At 41.4% G+C, this 22,037-nt stretch carries 15 protein-coding genes and 1 pseudogene; 4 read left to right on the plus strand and 12 right to left on the minus strand.

Features of this window, described 5'->3' with window-relative positions; translation table 11 throughout:
* Window positions 1–15: 15 nt before the first annotated feature.
* From V7K50_RS29260 to V7K50_RS29270, 3 genes and pseudogenes are all read right to left on the minus strand, one after another.
* Window positions 16–2,520 carry a two-partner secretion domain-containing protein gene (locus tag V7K50_RS29260; protein ID WP_442944680.1) on the minus strand — a complete coding sequence of 835 codons (2,505 nt, stop codon included), beginning with the start codon at window positions 2,518–2,520 and terminating at the stop codon, window positions 16–18.
* 66 nt (window positions 2,521–2,586) lie between these two features.
* Window positions 2,587–5,085: an S-layer family protein gene (locus V7K50_RS29265; RefSeq protein WP_334966291.1), complete on the minus strand. Its 2,499-nt coding sequence runs from the start codon at window positions 5,083–5,085 to the stop codon at window positions 2,587–2,589.
* A 65-nt stretch (window positions 5,086–5,150) separates the two neighbouring features.
* Window positions 5,151–5,339, minus strand: a pseudogene (locus V7K50_RS29270) (hypothetical protein); the annotation flags it as partial.
* Window positions 5,340–5,708: 369 nt separating this feature from the next.
* Here V7K50_RS29270 and V7K50_RS30855 point away from each other — a divergent pair.
* From V7K50_RS30855 to V7K50_RS29285, 4 genes are all read left to right on the plus strand, one after another.
* Window positions 5,709–5,873, plus strand: coding sequence for a CopG family transcriptional regulator (locus tag V7K50_RS30855; protein ID WP_442944677.1), 165 nt, complete (start codon window positions 5,709–5,711; stop codon window positions 5,871–5,873).
* 526 nt (window positions 5,874–6,399) lie between these two features.
* Window positions 6,400–8,073 carry a ShlB/FhaC/HecB family hemolysin secretion/activation protein gene (locus V7K50_RS29275; RefSeq protein WP_334966603.1) on the plus strand — a complete coding sequence of 558 codons (1,674 nt, stop codon included), beginning with the start codon at window positions 6,400–6,402 and terminating at the stop codon, window positions 8,071–8,073.
* Window positions 8,074–8,367: 294 nt separating this feature from the next.
* Window positions 8,368–11,322 (plus strand): S-layer family protein, encoded by a 2,955-nt coding sequence (locus tag V7K50_RS29280; protein ID WP_334966295.1) that lies wholly within the window; start codon window positions 8,368–8,370, stop codon window positions 11,320–11,322.
* A gap of 83 nt (window positions 11,323–11,405) precedes the next feature.
* Entirely contained in the window at window positions 11,406–11,777 is a 372-nt protein-coding gene (locus tag V7K50_RS29285) for a four helix bundle protein (protein ID WP_334966297.1), read from the plus strand.
* A gap of 124 nt (window positions 11,778–11,901) precedes the next feature.
* Here the strand turns inward: V7K50_RS29285 and V7K50_RS29290 are convergent, their stop codons facing one another.
* The 9 genes from V7K50_RS29290 to V7K50_RS29330 form a co-directional block, all read right to left on the minus strand.
* Window positions 11,902–13,209, minus strand: coding sequence for a DUF4910 domain-containing protein (locus V7K50_RS29290; RefSeq protein ID WP_334966299.1), 1,308 nt, complete (start codon window positions 13,207–13,209; stop codon window positions 11,902–11,904).
* 10 nt (window positions 13,210–13,219) lie between these two features.
* Complete coding sequence (locus tag V7K50_RS29295; protein ID WP_334966300.1) at window positions 13,220–13,969, minus strand: SDR family oxidoreductase; 750 nt, start codon at window positions 13,967–13,969, stop codon at window positions 13,220–13,222.
* Window positions 13,966–14,529, minus strand: a complete 564-nt coding sequence (gene rfbC, locus V7K50_RS29300) for a dTDP-4-dehydrorhamnose 3,5-epimerase (RefSeq protein ID WP_334966302.1) — start codon at window positions 14,527–14,529, stop codon at window positions 13,966–13,968. Before rfbC ends, V7K50_RS29295 begins: the two co-directional genes overlap by 4 nt.
* Window positions 14,530–14,555: 26 nt before the next feature.
* The gene (locus V7K50_RS29305; protein ID WP_334966304.1) at window positions 14,556–15,209 is read right to left on the minus strand and encodes a PIG-L deacetylase family protein; all 654 of its coding nucleotides are present in this window, start codon (window positions 15,207–15,209) and stop codon (window positions 14,556–14,558) included.
* On the minus strand, window positions 15,206–16,003 hold the full coding sequence (locus V7K50_RS29310; RefSeq protein WP_334966306.1) for a sugar phosphate nucleotidyltransferase: 798 nt from the start codon (window positions 16,001–16,003) through the stop codon (window positions 15,206–15,208). The genes V7K50_RS29305 and V7K50_RS29310 overlap by 4 nt, the downstream gene beginning before the upstream one ends.
* Window positions 16,004–16,156: 153 nt before the next feature.
* Complete coding sequence (locus tag V7K50_RS29315; protein ID WP_334966308.1) at window positions 16,157–17,422, minus strand: class I SAM-dependent methyltransferase; 1,266 nt, start codon at window positions 17,420–17,422, stop codon at window positions 16,157–16,159.
* A 16-nt stretch (window positions 17,423–17,438) separates the two neighbouring features.
* Window positions 17,439–18,467 carry an NAD-dependent epimerase/dehydratase family protein gene (locus V7K50_RS29320; protein ID WP_334966310.1) on the minus strand — a complete coding sequence of 343 codons (1,029 nt, stop codon included), beginning with the start codon at window positions 18,465–18,467 and terminating at the stop codon, window positions 17,439–17,441.
* A 2-nt stretch (window positions 18,468–18,469) separates the two neighbouring features.
* A complete protein-coding gene (locus tag V7K50_RS29325; RefSeq protein ID WP_334966312.1) occupies window positions 18,470–20,023 on the minus strand; it encodes a tetratricopeptide repeat protein in 1,554 nt (517 codons plus the stop codon).
* Between the two features lie 114 nt (window positions 20,024–20,137).
* Window positions 20,138–21,937 (minus strand): tetratricopeptide repeat protein, encoded by a 1,800-nt coding sequence (locus V7K50_RS29330; protein ID WP_334966314.1) that lies wholly within the window; start codon window positions 21,935–21,937, stop codon window positions 20,138–20,140.
* Window positions 21,938–22,037: the final 100 nt, after the last annotated feature.

Raw genomic sequence — 22,037 nt, forward strand, 5'->3', positions numbered from 1 at the left:
TGATTAATAACATCATTAACTTTTGGTAACAGCAGCACAGGTTAAAGGTTGCTGCACCTGAGCAGAAGATTTATCTGCAACTAACTCGATTTTTCCTTGGGCGTTGCGATGCCAAGATGTAGCTTGAATAAGAGTTTCTGGAGCGATAGGTATTTGTGCTTGTAAAGCTTGTGTTTTCCGATATGCAGAGAGATCGCGGATATCAGACCAAGTGCGTAGGCGTAGCCCGTCGTAGACATTCCTCCCCACCTGCTGATTAGGATTTTCTGGTATCCCACCACGTCCCGTTGCCACAAAACTACTACCAGTATTATTAGAACAGCCTGTAGTAATTTGCTGTGATGAGTCAGTAATATTTGCTGGTAGTTCTACTAAACCAGAACTGGGATCAACGCCGATATTATTAATTTGAACGGTGCCGTTGACATTGAATTGGGAACTAGCAGTGATGTCATTGGTGAGGTCGGTTCTGGGGGTGAGGGTATTGCGAAAAGCTAGACCAATAATGCCTTGAGTAGTGATGGTGATGTTACCGCCACGACCTTGGACAGCATTGGCGATGATGTCACTGTTTTCTAACCCAACAATTACTGGTGCGTTAATCAACAGGTTGCCACCATTACCGTTGCCCGCAGCAGTGGCGGAAATCAGGCTATCATGACGCATTAGCAGATAATCTTGTAAGTTTAATTTGACATTACCCCCGTTTCCAGAGGCGGTTGATGCGGTGATGCTGCCTTGGTTGTCAAGAAAAATAGAGTTGGCGTTAAGGAGCAAATCCCCTGCTTTACCAGGCCCGTCATTTTTGACGGTAACATAAGCCCCATCTTTAATGCGTAACGATGGTGTATTAATTGTTAGAGAACCCGCATCACCTGTGGGAATGGCAGGAAGTCCAAAAGCAGCTTGAGTAGCTGGGTCGAGAATCTCGGCAGTTGAAACAATGCGGCTAGGCACGATTGAGCCAACAATGCGCCCCCGGATATCGATGGATTCTGAAGCATTCACCGTGACGCTACCGCTTGCACCTGCGCCGACCGTGATAGACCCTAAAAATCCACCGTCTCGAATCACCAATCTGGATGTGTTGACGAATAGACTATTGGCATCCCCGGATCTGATAGTGGATGAAGTCAAGGCACTGGGTGATAATGTAATGGAGTTGTTACCAGCAATCTCGATCAAGTCTTGAGCATTGACTCGGAGCGCTCCAGTTTGTCCAAAACCAAAACTTGCAGAACCGATAGTGCCACCATTCAGAAGCCGGAAACTGCTCGTAGAGACGGTAATATTGCCCGCGTTAGCAAAGGAGTATGTGTTGGTTCCGATCCCTGAAGTCAGAATGGGATTAGCGGGGGCAAAGCCATCTATATCGGTTGAGCCTGCAACATTGACTGTTATATTGCCACCAGGTGCTTGGGTAAGCGTCCGATTACTGATTTGTCCACCATTTTGGAAGGATAGCTGGGCGGCAGAGATAGTAATATCGCCCGTCTGACTCGTTCCTAAGTTGTCGATTTGGATGAGGCTGCACTGTCTTCCATCGGGTGTATTCCCCGTCAGGTTAAGAGTCCCGGTGGCATTGACTGTAATTCCAAGAGACGGTTGTGTACCAAGGTTTTGGATCAAGGCTACCGAACCCTCGGTGAGGTTGATATTCCGTCCAAGTAATTGGATCGAGCCGTTGCTACCACTGGCATCTAACAGAGATTGCTGGGCGAGATGGATATCGTTGAATTGTCGCACCTCTGAGTAATCCCCGACCCAGCCGGTAAGAGTGGGATTGAGTCTGATTTGCCCATCGCTGACACTGCCTATTTCCAAATGCCCGCCACCTTTAACGGCTGCAATGCCACCAGTGAAGTTAACTGTACTGCCTAGAAGCGCCAGTGTATTACCAGCCCCGACTTCTAACCCACTGGGATTCTGGCTGCGATCTGCGGGAGTAAAAAATCCGTTGGTCAGCCGATGTCCATTTCCTTGCACGGTAATCTCTCTGGAATTTTGCCCCATCTGTAAACCAATGGGTACACTCATGGTTAATAAAGGCTGTACTGTTGGATTTAAGGCACTAAATTCTGTGCTATCGGCAAACTTAATACTGTTCGCCGTCGTCCCCACAAAGGAGCCGCCAATATTCAACGAAGCATTTTGCCCAAACATAATCCCGTTGGGATTCATCAAAAACAAACTCACTGGGTTACTACTATTGAGCGTGCGAATTAACCCATCAATATGAGAAATATTCCCACCCGTAACCCGACTAAATATAGTTGTAATATTTGGTGTGTTGATTAAATTAAAGTTGGCAGAACCACCTGTAGGCACAGAGAAATTACTGAAACTATGAAATAAATTATTACCTTTTTCAATCCCGTTAAGAATATTAAAATTATTACCACTTGGATTGACAATGGTGTTAGTTGTGCCATCAGATGTCACTTGAGCGTTTGCAGTTAACATCATTGCTGGAGTGAATAACGCAGTTGTTAACATAAATAAAAAGGGTACAACTCTCATCATAAAAAACTTCCTTAACCTGATTTCAAGTTAGTGTTCCCCTTTAGAACATTATTTATAACATGATTAATTTTTGGTAACAGCAGCACAGGTTAATGGTTGTTGAACATTGGCAGTAGCAATATCAGCAACTAACTCAATTTTGCCCTGAGCGTTACGATGCCAGGAAGTAGCTTGGACGAGAACTTCTGAGGATGCTGGTATTTGGGCTTGTACTTTCTGTGTTTTGCGGTATGCCGAGAGATCGCGAATATCAGACCAAGTGCGTAGGCGTAGCCCGTCGTAGACATCGCTCCCAATTTGCTGTGTTGGATTTTGCGGTATCCCACCCCGTCCCGTTGCCACAAAACTACTGCCTTGATTTGCAGAACAACCTGTAGCAATTTGCTGTGATGGGTCTGTTACATTTGCTGGTAGTTCTACTAAACCAGAACTGGGGTCAACACCAAAATTATTAATATCTACCGTACCGTTTACGCCAAATTTGGAACTAGCAGTGATGTCGTTTTCTCTTGTGAGTTCGTTACGGTATTTTAGCCCGAATATGCCTTGGGTGTTGATTTGAATGTTACCCCCATTACCTTGGACTGCGTTGGCGACAATATCGCTGTTTTCCAAGCCGACGATGATGGGAGAGTTAATGGTGATGTTGCCCCCATTGCCGATACCACCTGCATTAGTAACTATTGAACTACCACGACGCATGATCAAGTCATTTGCCTGGACAAAAATGTTACCGCCTTCACCCTGACCAGTAGCGGCAGTAAGGCTACCACCATTGTCCAGCCGGATTGAATCGGCATTAATTTCAAGTTTTCCAGCATCGCCAATACCTTGATGGTCAACGCCTACAATTGCCCCATCTGTAATCTGCAAACGCTGGGTGTTGAGAGTAAATTTTCCCGTGTTACCTGTGATCACATCTGGTAATCCAAATAGTTGCCGAATGGGTGGTGCAAGCAATTCTGCCCTAGCACCAATCCGACTAGGAAGATGAGAAATACTACCCACTCCACTGACTTCAACGGTGTCTGAAGCATTGATGACCAAATCCCCTCCGTTTCCGGTATTTACAGTAGAGGCAACTATGCCTCCTCCATTCCGCACCCTCAGCTTGGGAGTGTTAATAGTTAATTGACCCGCATTCCCTTGGTTATAGGTACCGACAACTATTACGCTGTCAGCCAAGTTGTGTGGATTTTCTCCACTGACTTCGATGGAATCAGAAGCATTAATCGTGGTATTGCCTCCTCTACCAGTTCCCAAGGTAGAATTGCCGATTACAGCACCATCTAAAACCTGCAATCTGTTGGTAACTACTTGAATATCACCACTTCTCCCAGAACTCTTGGTGGTTATGTCAAGTGAACTGGCAAATCCGCTAATCGGTGATAGTCCCAGAATCTGAAGCAAATTCCCAATTTTCATCGAGATATTACTTCCTGCGCCTTTACCAAAATTGAATCCATGAACAGATCCCCCATCCTGGAGGAATACTTGTGAGGCAGAAACCACTATATTACCCCCAGCACCATCGCTGAAGTTATCAGCACGCAACAGACTTTGGGGAAATCCATTAGTGCCAACTCCTCCCAGTTTTAACGATTCACTAGCATTAACGCTGATATCACCGGAATTGCCACTTCCTTGATTAACTAATAGGGCAGCAGAAGCATCATTCAAGCTAATATTTCGACCCTGGAAGTGAATAGAACCCGCAGGAGTACCACTGGCATCGCTAAGGGATTGATGGGAAAGCTGAATATTACCAAATTGCTTTATATTGCCATAATCAAAACTCCAACTAGGAGAGGAGGTGTTTAGATTAACCGTTTCATTACTGGTGCTACCGAGTTCAATGTGTCCAGAGGGTGCATTTAAGACTCCACCATCTAAAGCGATTTCTCCCCCTACTAATGCCAAGGTATTGCCAGAGGTAACACTTAATCCCACAGGATTTTTGCTTCGATCTGGAGAAGAGGCAAAAGGGTTGATTTGGAATGTCAAACGATGTCCGGTGTTCTGGACGGTAATTGCGCCAGGATTACTGCCCATCTGCAAACCCACAGGTACACTCATAGTCAGCAAGGGTGTTGCAGTCGGATTGACAGCACTGAACTCGACTCCATCTTTAAACTTAATACTATTTGCCGTCGTGCCCAGAAACGAACCACCAATATTCAACGATGCATTTTCTCCAAACAAAATCCCCGCAGGATTCATCAAAAACAAACTTACCGGATTATTACTGTTGAGAGTTTGAATTAATCCATCAATCTTGGAAACACTTCCACCCGTAATCCGACTAAATATAGTTGTAATATTTGGTGTGTTAATTAAATCAAAAGTTGCTGAACCACCTGTAGGTACAGAGAAATTACTGAAACTGTGAAATAAATTATTACCTTTATCAACACCGTTAAGAATAGTAGAATTATTACCGCTTCGGTTGACAATGGTGTTGGTTGTACCATCGGATGTCACTTGAGCCGTTGCTCGTAGTAACATTCCCGAAGTGAATAACCCACTTGTTAATATAGAAAATAGAAAGGGTACGGCTCTCATTAGCAACAACTTTCTGTACTTGATTTCAAGTTAGTGTTCCCTGACTCGTATTATTTATAACATCATTAACTTTTAGGAACAGCAGCACAGGTTAATAGTTGTTGCACCTGTTTAGTCAGTTTATCTGCAAATAACTCAATTTTCCCTTGGGCGTTTCGTCGCCAACCTGTGGCTTGGACAAGAACCTCACTAGATTCGGGTATTTGTGCCGTCACTGCGCTATTTTTCCGATATTCAGAGATGTCGCGGATATCAATCAGACCAAGTGCGACACCGAACAGCCCGTCGTAGGCATCGCTCCCCACCTAAGAGCAAGCGATGAGGGCTTATGATGTACCTCATCTGATCAGGAAACGACATACATCATCCTTAAATATTAAGTAATAATACTTATGCATTACTTACATAATTGAATATTATTTACATTCTGTTTATAATTACTGCCTTAAAACTAGCTAAACTTTATACTTCAGAATACAATTAACTTCTTCGCTATTTCTTAGAAAAACATCCTATCCAACTTCATGATTAATTTAATTAAATGTCATTAGTTATACCATTGTAGTAGCAGCTTACATGATTGATATTAGAGAAGTAGTTTAAAAACATCGCTTGTCTAATAAATGAATAAGAAATGGGCTGCTAAACGACTGACAATCAATCTCACGTCAAGCGAGGCACAGAAGCTTGAACAATACTGTTCAATAACTGGGAGACCTGCAACTGATGTAATTCGAGAGTTAATTCGCTCTCTCGCTCCAAGAGAGGAAAAAGTCTCTGAGGTCTAGAAAATCAGACTGGACAAAAAATAAAACCAGCGTAAGTACATCTCAATTTTTGGGTGAAATATAGTGCTGAACATTTATTAGCTATCAGTGAATCCCCATAACTAAAGTTAGGGGGTTTAAATAAGGATACTCTCTGACAAAGTGACGTTCCTAGCAGACTCTCGATTACTCGCTAATGCTAACAGAGTGGAGACTTCCTCCACTCTGAATTTTGCGTTAGATATTGTCTAATCACCACAACGAAAAATATCAGAATAAATAGTAATCTTACTGATTTTTTCTGGAAAAATGTAAGTTACATATAGTATCTGTTATGTATTTACTTATACTTCTCAAGTATTAAGAATTTAACTGTAATTTATTTAATTATAAATTAATGATTATAAAAACCTTGGTTAGAAATCAGCTAGAGGTCGGCAAGTTCGTGGGTAAACTGAGGATTTTTGCTGGATTTATAACACTCAACTTTGCGATGCCTGCGGCGAGCGTAGCTATCGCAGCAGTATTTTGCAACTATCAGGATGCGATGTCTACGACGGGCTGCGCCTACGCCCAGACTCCCAATCCTCAGATATTACCCCCAGGTAGATTAGAAGATATTCCTGAAACTCCGTTACCGTCAGACGTTCTGCCCAAGCCAGCAGACGATAATCAATTGCTTCCATCCCCACAACTACCGAATCAGCCGATTCTAGAGCAGAATGACCCTAATGCCAAATTTCGGGTTGATCGGATTGAAGTTATTGGTAGTACAGTTTTCAAACCAGAACAGTTTGCTGCTGTCACAGCTTCCTTTGTAGGACGGGAACTGACCTTTGCAGAGTTGTTGCAAGTTAGAGATGCGATCACGAAGCTCTACAGTGATAAAGGTTATGTGACTACAGGCGCGTTGATTACACCGCAGACAGTAGAAACCGGGGTGATCAAAATTCAGGTGATCGAGGGTAGTGTGCAAGAAATCAAAATTACCGGCAATAGACGATTGCACACTCAATACATTCGCGATCGCATTCAACTTGGTGCCCAAAAGCCGCTAAACATACCACACTTACTAGAGAAACTCCAACTACTCCGCCTCGATCCGCGAATTAAAAACCTGTCAGCCGAGTTGCAGACAGGTGTACGTCCGGGAAGCAATGTGTTGCAAGTTGAGGTTGAAGAAGCAGAAACTTTTCAGATGACAGCAACCTTAGATAATGGGCGATCGCCCAGTGTCGGCAGTTTTCGTCGGGGAGTGGATCTGCAAGAAGCCAATTTATCGGGTTTGGGCGATACCCTCAGTGTGGGATACGCTAACACCGATGGCAGTAATACCATTAATGCCAATTACACGCTACCGATTAACGCCCACAATGGCACCGTATCCTTCGGTTTTAGCGAGGGATGGAACCGCGTGATTGAAAAACCATTCAGCGTCCTTGATATTCAGTCAAATAGCCGATCTTACGAATTGGGCTATCGGCAACCACTGGTGCAAAAACCAACCCAAGAGTTAGCGATGGGGCTGTCATTCTCGCGCCAGGAAAGCCAAACTGAGTTGGGTATTGATAACATTGGGCCGTTTCAGCTTTCCCCAGGTGCAGATGCAAACGGAAAAACTAATATTTCTGCCCTGCGATTTTTTCAAGAATATACCCAACGAAGTAACCAATATGTATTTGCGGCGCGATCGCAATTGAGCTTTGGGGTAGATTGGTTTGGTGCAAACGTCAGTGATAATCAACCAGATAGCCGCTTTTTCGCTTGGCGGGGACAAGCGCAGTGGGTGCGGCAATTAGCACCAGACACTCTATTTATCGCTAGGGGCGATTTCCAATTGGCAGCAGATTCCTTAGTGCCTTTGGAGCAATTTGGCCTTGGTGGACAGCTAAGTGTACGGGGCTATCGCCAAGACGCATTACTCACAGATAATGGGCTGTTATTTTCGGCAGAATTTCGAGTACCCATTGTCCGCGCTCCCAAGATTGGCGGGGTGCTGCAACTGACGCCCTTCATTGATGTTGGCAAAGGCTGGAATGTCAAGGGCGAAAATCCATCACCGAGTACGCTGCTTAGTACTGGGTTGGGGCTGTTGTGGAAACAAGACGATAACTTATCAGCCCGCCTAGATTGGGGCATTCCCCTGATCTCGGTGGAGGGTGAAAAGAGTAGTCTCCAGGAAAATGGGCTGTACTTCTCGGTACACTATTCACCATTTTAGCTTGAACTAACTACAGTGTAGGTAAATCATATCTATCTTGATCTTGAAACCTGTAGTTTTTCCGTGATGAAAAGGATTTGCTCTCATCCCCCAACCCCTTCTCCCAGATATGGGATTCGGGGAGGCAGAATTTCAAAGTCCCTCTCCCAGACATGGGAGAGGGATTTAGGGTGAGGGCAAAAACTACGGTTCTCAACTTAGATCAGGTTTAGTTCACAAGGAATATTTATGTAACGAATTAGGGAACACTATTTATATAAGTATTGCTGGATAAGTATTGCTGGAAACTGAGCGATGAAAGCACCCTCTATTTTCTGGGATTTGGTTAATGGAATTTTGACAATTGGGATGTTCCTCTGGTGCGGTTCTGCTAACGCTCAAATCACCTCAGATGGCACACTCAACACCACTGTCTCCCAAACTGGCAAGAACTTTAGCATCACTAATGGCAGTGCCGCAGGCAGTAACCTGTTTCACAGTTTTCAACAATTTTCTGTTCCCACAGGTGGTTCGGCCACCTTTAATTTAATCAACACCCCCAACATCTCCACGATTTTCAGCCGGGTGACAGGAGGTAGTGTTTCCAAGATTGATGGGTTGATCAATAGTACCAAGTCAGTCAATCTGTTTTTACTCAATCCCAGTGGAATTATCTTCGGCCCGAATGCCAGGCTAAATATTGGCGGGTCATTTATTGCCACCACTGCCAACAGTGTAGTATTTGCTGACGGGTTTAAGTTTAACGCCACAAATACAACATCCCCTCTGTTGACAATCAGCGTACCTGTTGGACTGCAACTCGGTCAAATGCCCGGAGCGATTCAAGTGCAAGGAAGGGGTAATGATGGTATAGTTCCTACCAGCAATTTGGGAATTGTGGCAACTCCTGGACAAACCATTGCCCTTGTGGGCGGCGATGTCAACTTTGACGGTGGCGTGATTACTGCTCCCATTGGACGGATTGAGGTGGGTGCAGTGAGCAATGGTACTGTCAGTTTGACACCCAGCCCGGCAGGTTGGCAGTTGGGATACACCCAAGCCCAAGAACTGCGGGATATCAGCTTCACAAACCGCTCGTCTCTCTGGAATCCCGATCCTGTGGGCAATCCTTTTGGGGGGATTCAAGTTGTCGGACGGGATATCAGCTTAAATCAATCTCAAATTGCTGCCGCAACTGTGGGTAGTAGACAGGGGGGAAGTATTACAGTCAATGCCGCGCGATCGCTCTCCCTTGGTGGAGTCAATGCCAATGCTCAAGCCCCTAGCGCTTGGATTGTCAATCAGGTGGCATCAGGCGCAACGGGGAATGGGGGAGCCGTGAATATTCAAGCAGGGCAGTTGACTTTACAGGATGGGGCAGCAATTGAAACCCTGAGCTTAGGTGCAGGAGCAGCAGGTAGAGTGGATGTACGAGCCGATACGATCACCGCCAGTGGTACTGTTCCTCTCAATTCGCCATTAGCATCGACTGGGAGTAGCAATAGCCGCATTAGCAGTGAAAATTACGCATCAGGAGTCGGGGGAGATGTGACTGTAGTGGCGCGGCAACTAACTTTTAAGGAAAGTGGTGGAATTTTAACGGGTGTCTTTCTTGGGGCTACAGGGCGTGGGGGCAACATATTCCTCAACGTGGCAGAAGATATTTCCGCGATCGCCGCACATCCGCTCAGTTTCACTCCTAGTGGAATTGCTGCTTACACATTAGGCCTTAGCAATGGCGGCAATATCTATGTCTCCACAGGGACATTGCACTTCTTAGATGGAGGAGACATTTTAGCCGCCTCTATTCGGATCGCCGGAATACCTGGGACGGGTGTCGGCAATGCGGGCGATATAACGGTAGTGGCGCGGCAATCCATAGATATGGCAGGTGCATACCCAATTTCACCAACCCTGACTAGCGGTATCGGTAACTTTACTACAGGCTCAGGGAATGGGGGTAATGTGTCTGTGACTACCCCCAATTTGACACTACAAGCTGGAGCCGTCTTGCAGGCAAGTAGTCTGCCACTGTTGAGCGTATTTGGTGACGCTAAACAGTCCAATAATTTAGGAAATGGTGGCAACCTCACCGTGAATGTGGCAGATCGCCTTAGCATCACTGGGATAAATCAGTTCACAAAAGTTCCGACTACTGTGGGAAGCAGCACATTAGGCAATGGTTCAGCTGGGGATGTGATAATTAAAACCAATCACTTGCTCGTCCAAAATGGTGCATCAATCAGCACAAGCACCCAAGCTACAGGCAATGGAGGTACATTAACTATCCAAGCAAATGACATTTTGATCGAAGGGAAGAATATATTGCCTTCTGCGATCGCTGCCAGCGCACCCATTGCAAATCAGATTACTAGGCAATTTTATGGTTTACCAGATGCTCCTACGGGTAATGCAGGTAAGTTGAGCATCACCACAAAGAACCTCACAGTGCGCGATCATGCTTATGTCAACCTGACAAACTCTGGCACGAGTAATGCTGGACAATTAAGCATCCAAGCAGATCAAGTTTCTTTGGATAACGCTCTTATTCAGGCAACCACTACCTCTGGGCAAGGTGGCAATATCAATTTAGATGTTGCAAACAATCTCTTGCTCCGTCATGGCAGTACAATCACAACAGAAGCAGGTGGCAGTGGCAACGGTGGCAATATCACCATTAATGCTCCCCTCATTGTCGGATTAGAAAATAGCGATATTATTGCCAATGCTTTTGAGGGCAAAGGTGGCAATATTCAAATTACCACTCAGGGGATCTTTGGTCTCAAATATCGGCCTCAACTGACTTCTGAAAACGATATTACTGCCAGTTCAGAATTTGGCATTAACGGGAATGTGCAAATTACTAACCCTGATGTTAATCCCAATTCCGGGTTGATGCAACTCCCAGTTAATTTAGTTGATCCATCGCAGCAAATTGTCACAGGCTGCGCCAACAATCAAGGCAGTAGTTTTGTGGCAACGGGACGCGGTGGCATACCGCAAAATCCCAATCAGCAAATTGGGAGCGATGTCTACGACGGGCTACGCCTACGCACCTGGAACGATATACGAGATTTATCAGATTACCGCAAAACAAGTCAGGTGAATACCCAAATAACTCAATCCCCAGAGATTCTTGTCCAAGCTACTTCCTGGTATCGCAACGCCCAGGGAAAAATTGAATTAATTGCGGCTCAACCAGCCCATGTACAACCATCTTTAACTTGTGCTGGGGTGCCAAACAATCAGTCCCGAATGAGTAATGAGTAATGAGTAATGAGTAATGAGTAATGAGTAATGAGTAAATACCCATTATTTATAAAGTAAAATTTAATTGCCACATTTTTTTAATTATGATTAATCATAACGCAAATATCAGTATTCAAGAAAGAACAGAAAATTTTGCAATAAGAGTTATCAAAGCTTATTCTGAGCTAAATAAAAGACCTTTTGATGACGCTGGTAAAATCTTGTCTAAACAATTTTTAAGAAGCGGAACATCAATAGGTGCAAACTCTTCAGAAGCTAAGTATGCACAATCAAATAAAGACTTTATCAATAAGTATTCTATAGCCTTAAAGGAAGCCAATGAAACCCTTTATTGGATAAAAATAATGATAAAATCGGAGTTAGTGTCAAAATCAAAATTTCAAAATCTGATAGAAGAGAATGAAAGAATTATTAAAATATTAACAACTTCAATCAACAAGTTGAAAGAAAAATAAAAAATAATCCACTCATTACTCATTACTCATTACTCATTACTCACTACTCATTACTCATTACTCATTACTCATTACTCATTACTCATTACTCATTACTCATTACTCATTACTCATTACTCACTACTCACTTCTTCTTCTTCAACAAGTCATGTGCTAATAATGTATCGGCAGCAGAAATAATCACATCAAATGACATTCCCGACTTTTCGGCAATATCTAGGAGAGTATGGTGGCCATCAGATAAATTTAAAACCCATAAGATTGCCATTTCATTTAGCCCGCTATCTTTGTTACCACCAGCTGCCCGATATATTCCTCTTTTGCCTAACTGTGGCTCACATTTGGGATTTTTGTTGTAGTATACTTCGTTATTGTTGAGGATATACAATATCGAATTACATTGAGAGAATGACTCGGCAAGATATTGGGGTTGAACAAAATTTAAATCATCTGCTGAAGTGTGATATTCAGGAAAACTACCATGAGGCGATCGCATCAAGCAACCTACAGCTAAATTAAATCCAGGTGAGCAATATTGTCGCTCATCATAGCCATAAGGGAAAAAATCTATAATTTTGTAATCTTGTTTTGAGCTTTTGAGTACATAAGCAGCAACTTTATCGATTTCAGTGTCACCTCTACGGCTTTTTTTGTAAGTAAAGTTACCTGAATCTCCTAAACAAGTTAATACCAAACCATGCTTAATATTATTGACTTTCGCCTCGTTGAGAGCCAACCATGTAATTGAGCCAATGGTTCCGGGAATCCAGAGAAATCGATAGGAATATTTTGGTGTCGTTTGACTTAAATATTTAGCGATAAAAGTAGCGATCGCAATTCCCGAAAGATTATCATTACAAAGTGAAGGATGACAGGCATGGCAAGAAATTAAGACTTCATCACTACTTTCTCCAGGGATGAAATACTCGCCATAAGTCAGATAACCTGGTTCGAGGGAAGAATCAATACATACTTCATATTCTCCATCTTCTAGTTGTAAATACTGATTGTGACTGAGGCAAAAGCCCCAACTTTCCTTGTAATATGATGTTCGGTAAGGAATCCAATTAGGATAATCAACAAGTGTAAATAGATGTGATTTTAGTTCTTGAAGAGATAGCTTTTGATGTACTGGAATACTATAATTAACAACGTGTAGATTCGAGTTAGCAAAATCTACAACTTTCTTACCTTCAGAGTTTTTAATATAGGCATCTTTAATATTCCATTCTCTCGGAACTGTCCAATCAAATACCTCAGTTCCCGTCGGCACTTCGTGGGTTGATAAAGGAATATGCTGCTGGATAATTTTCAGAGTTTCTCTAAAACCATTACCTGTAATACTGCGACAGATAGGATATAGCTGATAAACTAGTTGATAAAGTTCCTGAGCAATTTGCTCTGAGGATATTTTTATACTACTAACATTCATATATTTTCAGCTATTTTAAATTTTCAGAAAGTAGGGGTTTGGTAAATGGGCGGATGCTGATATCAGTAACTTCAGCAGTAGGAGGCAAGCTAAGTGCATTGATGACTACACTTGCCACATCTTCTGCTTGTATTAGGCGTTCCGGGTGATAAATTTTACCCTCCATCTCGTGAATTTTTGCTTGCATAGGAGTTGCAGTCCGCCCAGGAAAGACACTAATAACACGTACTTGGTCAGTATTAACTTCTTCTCTAAGACTATCAGCGATCGCTTTTAGGGCGTGTTTGGTTGCTGCATAATGTCCTACATTAGCACTTGCTCTCAAGCCCACAGATGAATTGATAAACACAATTTGACCATGCTGGATTTTGAGCATGGGTAGCAAAGCTTGAGTCAGCAAGTAAGGAGCGCGGACATTAGTACGATATTGTTGGTCGAATTTGGCAACGGGGGTAGTTGCAATCGTACCCATTGAGAAAATACCAGCGTTGTGAATCAGGATATCAACTTGCCCAAAATCTTGCCCAATAGAGACTATGAGTTTCTCAATGTCTTCATCCAACGCCAGATCAACCTGATAGCTTTTGGATTTGGGTGAAGTCTGCTGAATAGTGTGAGCGATCGCTAAGAGTGTTTCTAAACAACGCCCCACTAGACATAATACAGCACCTTGTGCCGCCATTTCCAAAGCGATCGCTTTACCAATACCGCTACTCGCTCCTGTCACCACAACAATTTGGTCAGTGAATTGACTGATCATTTTTTAGATATGACCGTGTTTTTGATTGTAAGTGAGTTAAATAAAGCCCAATTCCTGTCTTTATCAGCTATTTCACTCACAGGTAGAGGCCATTCAATATTGAAAGCTGGGTCATCATAACGATAGCCATTGGCATATTCTGGGGCGTAGAAGTCACCCATTTGATAAGTCACTTCGGTTTCGTCACTGAGCGTTTGGAACCCATGAGCGCACATATCTGGAATATAGAGACCAAGGCGATTTTCAGCAGTCAACTCTATACCAATATGAGCTAAATAGCTAGGAGATTCTGGACGCAAATCGATAATTACATCATAAATAGCTCCCCGAATACAACGCACCAACTTTGTTTCCTGAGAAGGAGGCATTTGATAATGCATACCCCGCAACGTTCCTTTTTTATAGTTAAAAGATAAGTTGCATTGGGCAATAGTCGGCTTTAAACCCCGATCTTCAAATTCCTGCATACAGAAACTCCGAGCAAAAAAGCCCCGAATATCTCGGTGCAACTCTAAATCAACAATAAATGCATCTTTTATTTTAGTTTCAGAAAGTATCATGAATTTGCAAAATAAAATCTAGTTTTTTAGAAAAATATTTTCCGACAGTAAAATGCTTCAGCATACTTACTCGGTGAATTTGATTCAATCCCCCGAATTCTGAGAATAGAACGAAAAGTCTCTTCTGTAAACCACTGCTTATTATTTTGGGTAGGAAATGCATCCAAAATATATTGAATTTTTCGGCGACAAAGTGCCTCATCTAAATGGACAAAGAAATTAGGAATACCCAAATCACCATCATATTTGGGTATTTCATATTCCAAAATTAAATCATTTCTAAAGGTATTCCAAGTAAACTCAGAAATTAAGCGGTGATCTTGGTGGCGATCGTCTCGGTGATGAGTAAAGATGATATCTGGTGAAAATTCTTGCTTCAACTGCTCAAAGCATTCCTTCACCTCTATCCCTTGAAAGGGTAGAAAACCATCTCGAAAATTTTTAATGATAATTTTCTTTTCCGGGATTTCTTTTAAGAAAAGACTGGCACTTGCTGTTGCTTCCTGCGCTCTTTCTTCGTTGGAACTAAAGACAACCCAATAGACAACAACATGCTGATAATTCTCTATCAGCTTTAAGATTGTGCCTCCACAACCAATCTCGATATCATCGCAATGAGAACCGAGACAAAGAATTTTGTACTCAGATTCTTCTGTTTTATTCAAGCTAAGTTGGATCATATATGCCTGACTTCTAGTTGTTCATCTCCCCATACTTCCCAAGGTCTTTCGCCTTGAGCATACATATCATCTAACTGTTGCTTCTCTTTAAAGGTATCCATTACCCCAAAAAAGCCAGTGTATTTATAGGCAAAAAGTTCTTTTTTGGCAATCAGTCTTTGGAAAGGCTCAAGAACAAGTTCTTCGCCACGATTAATATAGTTAAAAATTTCTTTTTTAAAGATAAAATATCCTCCATTAATCCAAATATCACGTTGTTTGACATCTTTGATATCCCTTACCAAGCCATCCTCATGCATATCAACTAGGTGAAAACTTTGGCTTGGTCTGACACACAAAAAACTACCGATTTTATCACGCTGATAAAAATTATTAATATACGTTGGTAGATGCAAGTCTGTCAAACCGTCACTGTAGTTAGCTAAAAATACTTCTTCTCCTTCTAAATACTTTTCTACTGCCTTGAATCTTTGTCCAATATTAGCAGTTAAACCTGTATCTACAAATGTGATATTCCAATCTTGAATATCCCGATTAAATAACTGAATATTACTTCCGTTGGAAAGGCTAAAGTTATTAGAAAGCCATTCATTGTAATTCAAAAAATAGCTTTTAATTAGGTCAGCCTTGTAACCAAGACATAAGATAAAATCTTTGTGCCCATAGTGAGAATAGTATTTCATTACATGCCATAATATTGGTCTATAACCAATAGTCACCATCGGCTTAGGAATACTTTCTGAATACTCTCTCATTCTGGCTCCTAAACCACCGCAAAATAAAACTACTTTCATGTTAATTACCTTTTTTGATGATAAAAAATATTAAATATAGCGGTTCTCGTTCACGTGAGGTACACCCCTAGGGGCAATTCATGAATTGCCCCTACACCTGGCGATTTAATTTTGTACCGCATCTGACTGGGAACCGCTATAAATATTAAACATTTAAGAGTAGACATTAATTTCAGGAATTGGTACAACAAATTTACCTCCCCAATCACGAATATAAGCTATTTGTGCCATAATTTCATTTTTCAGATTCCAGGGCAAAATTAGTACATAATCCGGCTTTGTTTCGGCAATTTTGTCTGGATGAAAAATCGGAATATGAGTTCCTGGCAAAAATTGACCTTGTTTGTAAGGGTTACGATCTACTGTATAGTCAATAAAATCTGTACGGATACCACAATAATTTAAGAGAGTATTTCCCTTACCTGGAGCGCCGTAACCAACAATAGATTTTCCCTCTCGCTTAACTTTAATCAAGAAATCTAATAATTGGCGTTTGGTTTCTTTAACTTGTTCACCAAAGGAAAAATAGTATTCTAATTGCGTAAATCCAGCCGTTTCTTCTCTATATTTCAGTTCTGATACTTGCTGGCTAACGAGTTTGTCAGAGTCTTCGTTGTGGCGGGCATAAATTCTCAAAGAACCACCATGAGTAGTTAATTCTTCTACATCAAAAATTGTCAACCCGTGAGCCGCAAAAATCTTTTCTACGGTGAGGAAAGAAAAGTAAGAGAAATGCTCATGGTAAATAGTATCAAACTGATTTTCCTCCATTAACCGCATCAGGTGGGGAAATTCCATAGTAATTACACCATGCGCTTTGAGGATAATTTTCATCCCTTTGACAAAATCATTGAGATATGGTGTGTGGGCTAAGACATTATTTCCTAGTAATAAATCTGCCTGTTTGCCCTTAGCAATTTGTTCTTGGGCTGTCTCCTGTCCAAAAAATTTGACAACTGTCGGAATACCTTTTTTAATTGCTACCTCAGCAACATTTGCTGCTGGCTCTATTCCTAGCGCTGGAATGTCTTTGCCAACAAAGTATTGCAGTAAGTAGCCGTCATTACTAGCAATTTCTATTACCTGACTTTCCTGGTTTAATTGGAAACGCTCTATTACCAAATCAACATAATTTTTGGCGTGTTGCAACCAGCTATCAGAGTAAGAAGAGAAATAAGCATAGTCGCTAAAAATATTTTCTGGGCTAATGTATTCTTGGAGTTGAACTAAGAAACACTCCTCGCAAACATAGACATGGAGAGGATAAAAAGGCTCTACTTGATTGAGTTGTTTGAGGCTGCGATAGCTTTCGCAGGGAGGAGACATACCTAAATCTACGAAGGTATGGTGCAACCCTGTCCCGCAGAACATACAGTTACCAGTTATTGGTTGATTATTTGTTGGTTTTGGTAAATTCATACATTTATATTTTTATTTAAACACTTCGCCAGAAGAAATCTTGATCGATTTGCTGAGTGCGAATGAGATACTCCAGTTGTTTCAGACGAGTAAACCCTCTAGATTCAAATGTTTCTCTATCCAGATCAATTTGCTGGAAGACATTATAGAGTTGTTGGGCACCGCGCTGGGCATCCCATTCACATTTGAATCCTGGTAAATTTTGGTTAATTTTATTAAATAAAACCCGATAGCTACGGTTGTCAGGATCGTGTTTACCAAAGCTCAATTGACAATCTGTAAAAACATCTGCAACTATCTGAGCAATTTGTTTGACTTGGTAGTTGCTATTTGTATCACCGACATTAAAAATTTGGTTGTGAATTACATCACGCGGAGCTTCTAAGGTACAGCTAATTGCTTTGCAGATATCCAACAGATGAACTAGGGGACGCCAAGGTGTACCGTCGCTGTTCATCTTGATTTCTTTAATTGTCCATGCCCAACCTGCTAGATTATTTAAGACAATATCAAAGCGCATTCTTGGGGAGGCTCCATAAGCTGTGGCATTTCGGAGAAAGGTGGGAGAAAAGCCATCATCAGCAAGGAGTTTCACATCCTGTTCGACAAGTGCTTTGCATTTGGCATAAGCTGTTTGGGGATTGATGATAGACTCTTCGGTAACGTGGTCTTCAGTGGCAAAACCATAGACACTGCATGATGAAGTATAGACAAAGCGTTGGATTCCAGCTGCTTTCGCCAGCTTCGCTAAATCTACTGAGCCTTTGTGGTTGATATCGTAAGTGATGTCAGGGGCTAATTGACCTAAAGGGTCGTTGGAGAGTTCTGCCAGATGAACGACTGCTTCCACACCTTGCAAGTCTTCTGTTGTGATGTGGCGGATGTCTTTGTTGAGGGTTTTGGCAGTTACTTTGGTGCCGTTATATAGCCAACCTACTTTATAAAAGCCTGTATCCAAACCAATAACTTCATGACCTTGTTGGATTAAGAAGGGAGCTAATAAGGAGCCGATATAACCTTCAGTTCCAGTTACAAGTATTTTCATATCTAGCGTGCGATCGCATTTTGTGGGGGGTTTAATTCAGTCGTAATACTTTGTTGTAGTGCAATGCCCAGGTAATGGTGGGCTTCTGTAAGATCAGGCTGAAGGACAATTGCCTGACGATAGTAAGCGATCGCAGTCTCCCAATCACCTACTTGGGAGCGGCTTTCTCCCAATTGGTAGTTTAACATCCCATAGTGAACCTGCTGTTCCGGCAAGAGTTTTCCCTGGGCGTGGAGAGCATTACCCAAATTCACATCGGCTTCAGTAAATTTAGGTTTTAGCTCTAAAGCCTTTTTATAACACGCGATCGCTTCATCCCACTCACCTTGTTGATAAAAAGTGTAGCCCAGATTGTTGTATATTGGGGCTGAATCTGGGCGCAGTTTCAGTGCTTGACGATATGCATCTACAGCTGCGGTCAACTCTCCTTGTGATTGCCGTAAATTAGCCAAACTAAACCAGATGTTGACTGAATTTGGCTGGGCTTGTAATGCCCTACTCAGCAACTCCTGTGCCTTCTGAGGATTCCCCATCTGTTGAGTCAGAATACCTAATCTGTACAATGCTTCTGGGTGATCTGGCTGAATATCTAAAACTTGGCGGTAAGCTTGTTCAGCTTGAGTAAAGCGATTAGCTTGGTAATGTTGAAGAGCTTGTTGCAGCATTTCAATTACACTGTCAACACCTACAACTTCAGGCAAAGAACCAAAATTAAAATAAAGTGAAAACTGTTCTACAGAAATATATTGAAACCCTTGGTTTTTTTCTTTGAATTCTGGAGATAGTGGAACCAGTTTTGCTTCTTTGAATTTATTATCAAAAAATTGATTAAGGTTTTCTGAATGGCTACCATAGTTCCCTAGCCCGCAGTCTTTTTTTAAAAAACGTGTATGCCAGAAAATAAAACCTAAATAATAGTATTCCAGTCCATCCCACCTAACTAGAGAAAATAGCGGATCGTGGGGATTTTTTGCAAATATATGATTGGGTGAAACAGTCCAATATGCTAGGTCTCCGTCACCCAGAGCAATGTCATTTAAATTAATGCAATACTGGCTATTATCTGGGTTTTTCCAAAGATTAAGTCCAGAAAAAAACAAGGCAGTATTTTGAAGCGGATTTGTCTTCAATAAATTATAAATATCCTTGAGGTATTCAGGAATACCAACATGATCTCCATTGATCACAACACATGTTTTGTATCGCGTTTGACTGAGGTTAAAGTTAGCATAAAAGGTAAAAGTATTGATGTTTGTTACATCTAATTCTAATTGCTCTTTTGTATTGGGTGAATATACCCGTTGCAAGTAATGAAAAGCTCTGATTTTAGGATAATACTTCCTCTCATATTCTGCAATAATTTGAGGAGAATTATCTGTGCAATCATTAAAAACAATAACTAATTCATCTATGGCATCAATCCAACTGTCAATCACCTGTGCCAAAAACTCTGCCTCATTATGAATTAGCATCACGCCACTGATACCATCTTGTCGGTTTTCTGGCTCAAAGGAAGATTCATTAATGACTGGATGCTCAACTTGGATAATTGCCATAGCTTTTGTACCTCTGTGTTTAAATTACAATAGTTATATTGATGGCTACGAGATTTTGCTGTGATTTCTACAGGAATATAATCCTCGAAAATCTCAATCGCACGTCGCAGGCATCTACCCTGAGAACCTGATAGTATAGGTTCGTTGGTTCTGCTGTTGGGAAATTTTGCCTAAGTTGAGGTGAACTTCTCTGTAGTTGGCATTAAGTTCCAAGAGTTTTTGATAACAGGTGATCGCCTCTTCTAACTCACCTTGTTCTTGCAGCGTCAACGCCAAGTTATAATAAGCTTCTAGCAAATCTGGCTGTAGTGCGATCGCTTGCTTATAAGAAATAACCGCAGTCTTCAAATCCCCTACTTTTTTCCGAGCCGAACCTAATTTGTGATTTAATTGTGCATAATGGAGTTTTTGCTCCCTAGAAAGCTTGCCTTGTTCGTAGAGGATATTACCTAAACTCACCTCAGCTTCAATACAGTTGGGCTGTAGTTCCAGGGCTTTTTCATAACAAGCGATCGCCTCTTCAAATTTACCTTGTTGTTGCAGTGTGTAGCCCAGATTGTTGTGTATCGCTACCAGATTTGGCTCTAGGACTAAAGCTTGTTGATAAGCTGCTTGCGCTGCTGTTAACTGGCCTTGAGCTTGATGCAAATTGCCTAAACTGAACCAAGCCTTGACAAAATTTGGCTTAACCTTAACGGCTGCATTCAGAAAATTCTCTGCCTCTTGAGGTTGACGTAGCTGTTGCGCTAACATGCCTAACCCATATAAGGCATCAGGGTGATCTGGTTGTGCTTCCAGAATCTGATGATAAACCTGCTGGGCTTCAGTTAAGCGATTAGCTTGCTGATGTTGAACAGCAAGTTTGAGAGCTACAGAAATAGCATTTATGTAACTCTTTTTGTCAAATCCTACATTTATTTTAGGAATAAACTCAAACATTTTGATAATTTCTTCCTTGTATTTAATTGGTAGTTTTATTAAACATTCTAATCCTATCCCATCTTCCATCTCAGAAAACAAAATCATATTATATATGATCTTTAGTGAGTCGCTTAACTGACGATTTTCCCAACAAACATCGAGTTTTTGGAAAATATCCTGATATTGATAAAATTTAGATGCATAAAATTCATCATGTGTATAATATTTTTTTCCTCTTTCGATTATTTTCCAAAAATCTTTCCCAAAAAATTCTTGTTCCCTTTTAAAACTTTCTGTATTACCATGCTCACGATAATAGGATAAATTTTTTGGCAGATAATACCATTTCAAATCAGCTTTGCTTGCCCGTCTCCAATATTCCCAGTCTGCATAAAAACGAATATCGTCTGCAAAATTACCAATTTTATCAAAAACTTCTTTATGGAAAATTGTGCTATGGATGTGGAGAGGATTTCCATAGATAAAATTGTTTATGAATGTATCTCCAACCCATCCCTCCGATTCTAATGCTGGAGACTCAAAGGTAATTTCATTCTGGCTGTTGATATTAAAAAAACGTGCAGTAATTAAATCAGCATCGGGATATTGATCGACTACATTTTCCCATTCTATAAATGCATCATCCATCACCCAATCATCATCATGAAGCAAATATATCCATTCACCATTTGCCATTTGTAAACCCATGTTTACGTTTTTGAATTCTCCTTGGTTTTCTTTTTGACAGAAATAATGAAATACATATTTTTTCTGAGTTATTTCTTGTTCATATTTCGATATTATGGCTTCAATATCATGACGATTTATACTGGTACTGCCATCATCCATTAACAGAATTTCAGTGCTTCCTTGATGATTTTGTCGCAACAAACTTTGCAGCCAATCTTCTAAGTAAGTGACTCGATTATATAGAGGTGTTATGATTGTGAATTTAAAGCTTTCTGAGCTTGAGTAATCTTGAAGAATAGTCATAATTTATATATTGTAACTGTTCGATAAATTTAGATCACTTAAACTTTTCTCTAACTTGAAATTGCTGAAACTACTCTCAATAAACGTTAATTGCTTCGTC

The organism is Nostoc sp. (assembly GCF_036917135.1).
GTDB lineage: Bacteria > Cyanobacteriota > Cyanobacteriia > Cyanobacteriales > Nostocaceae > Nostoc.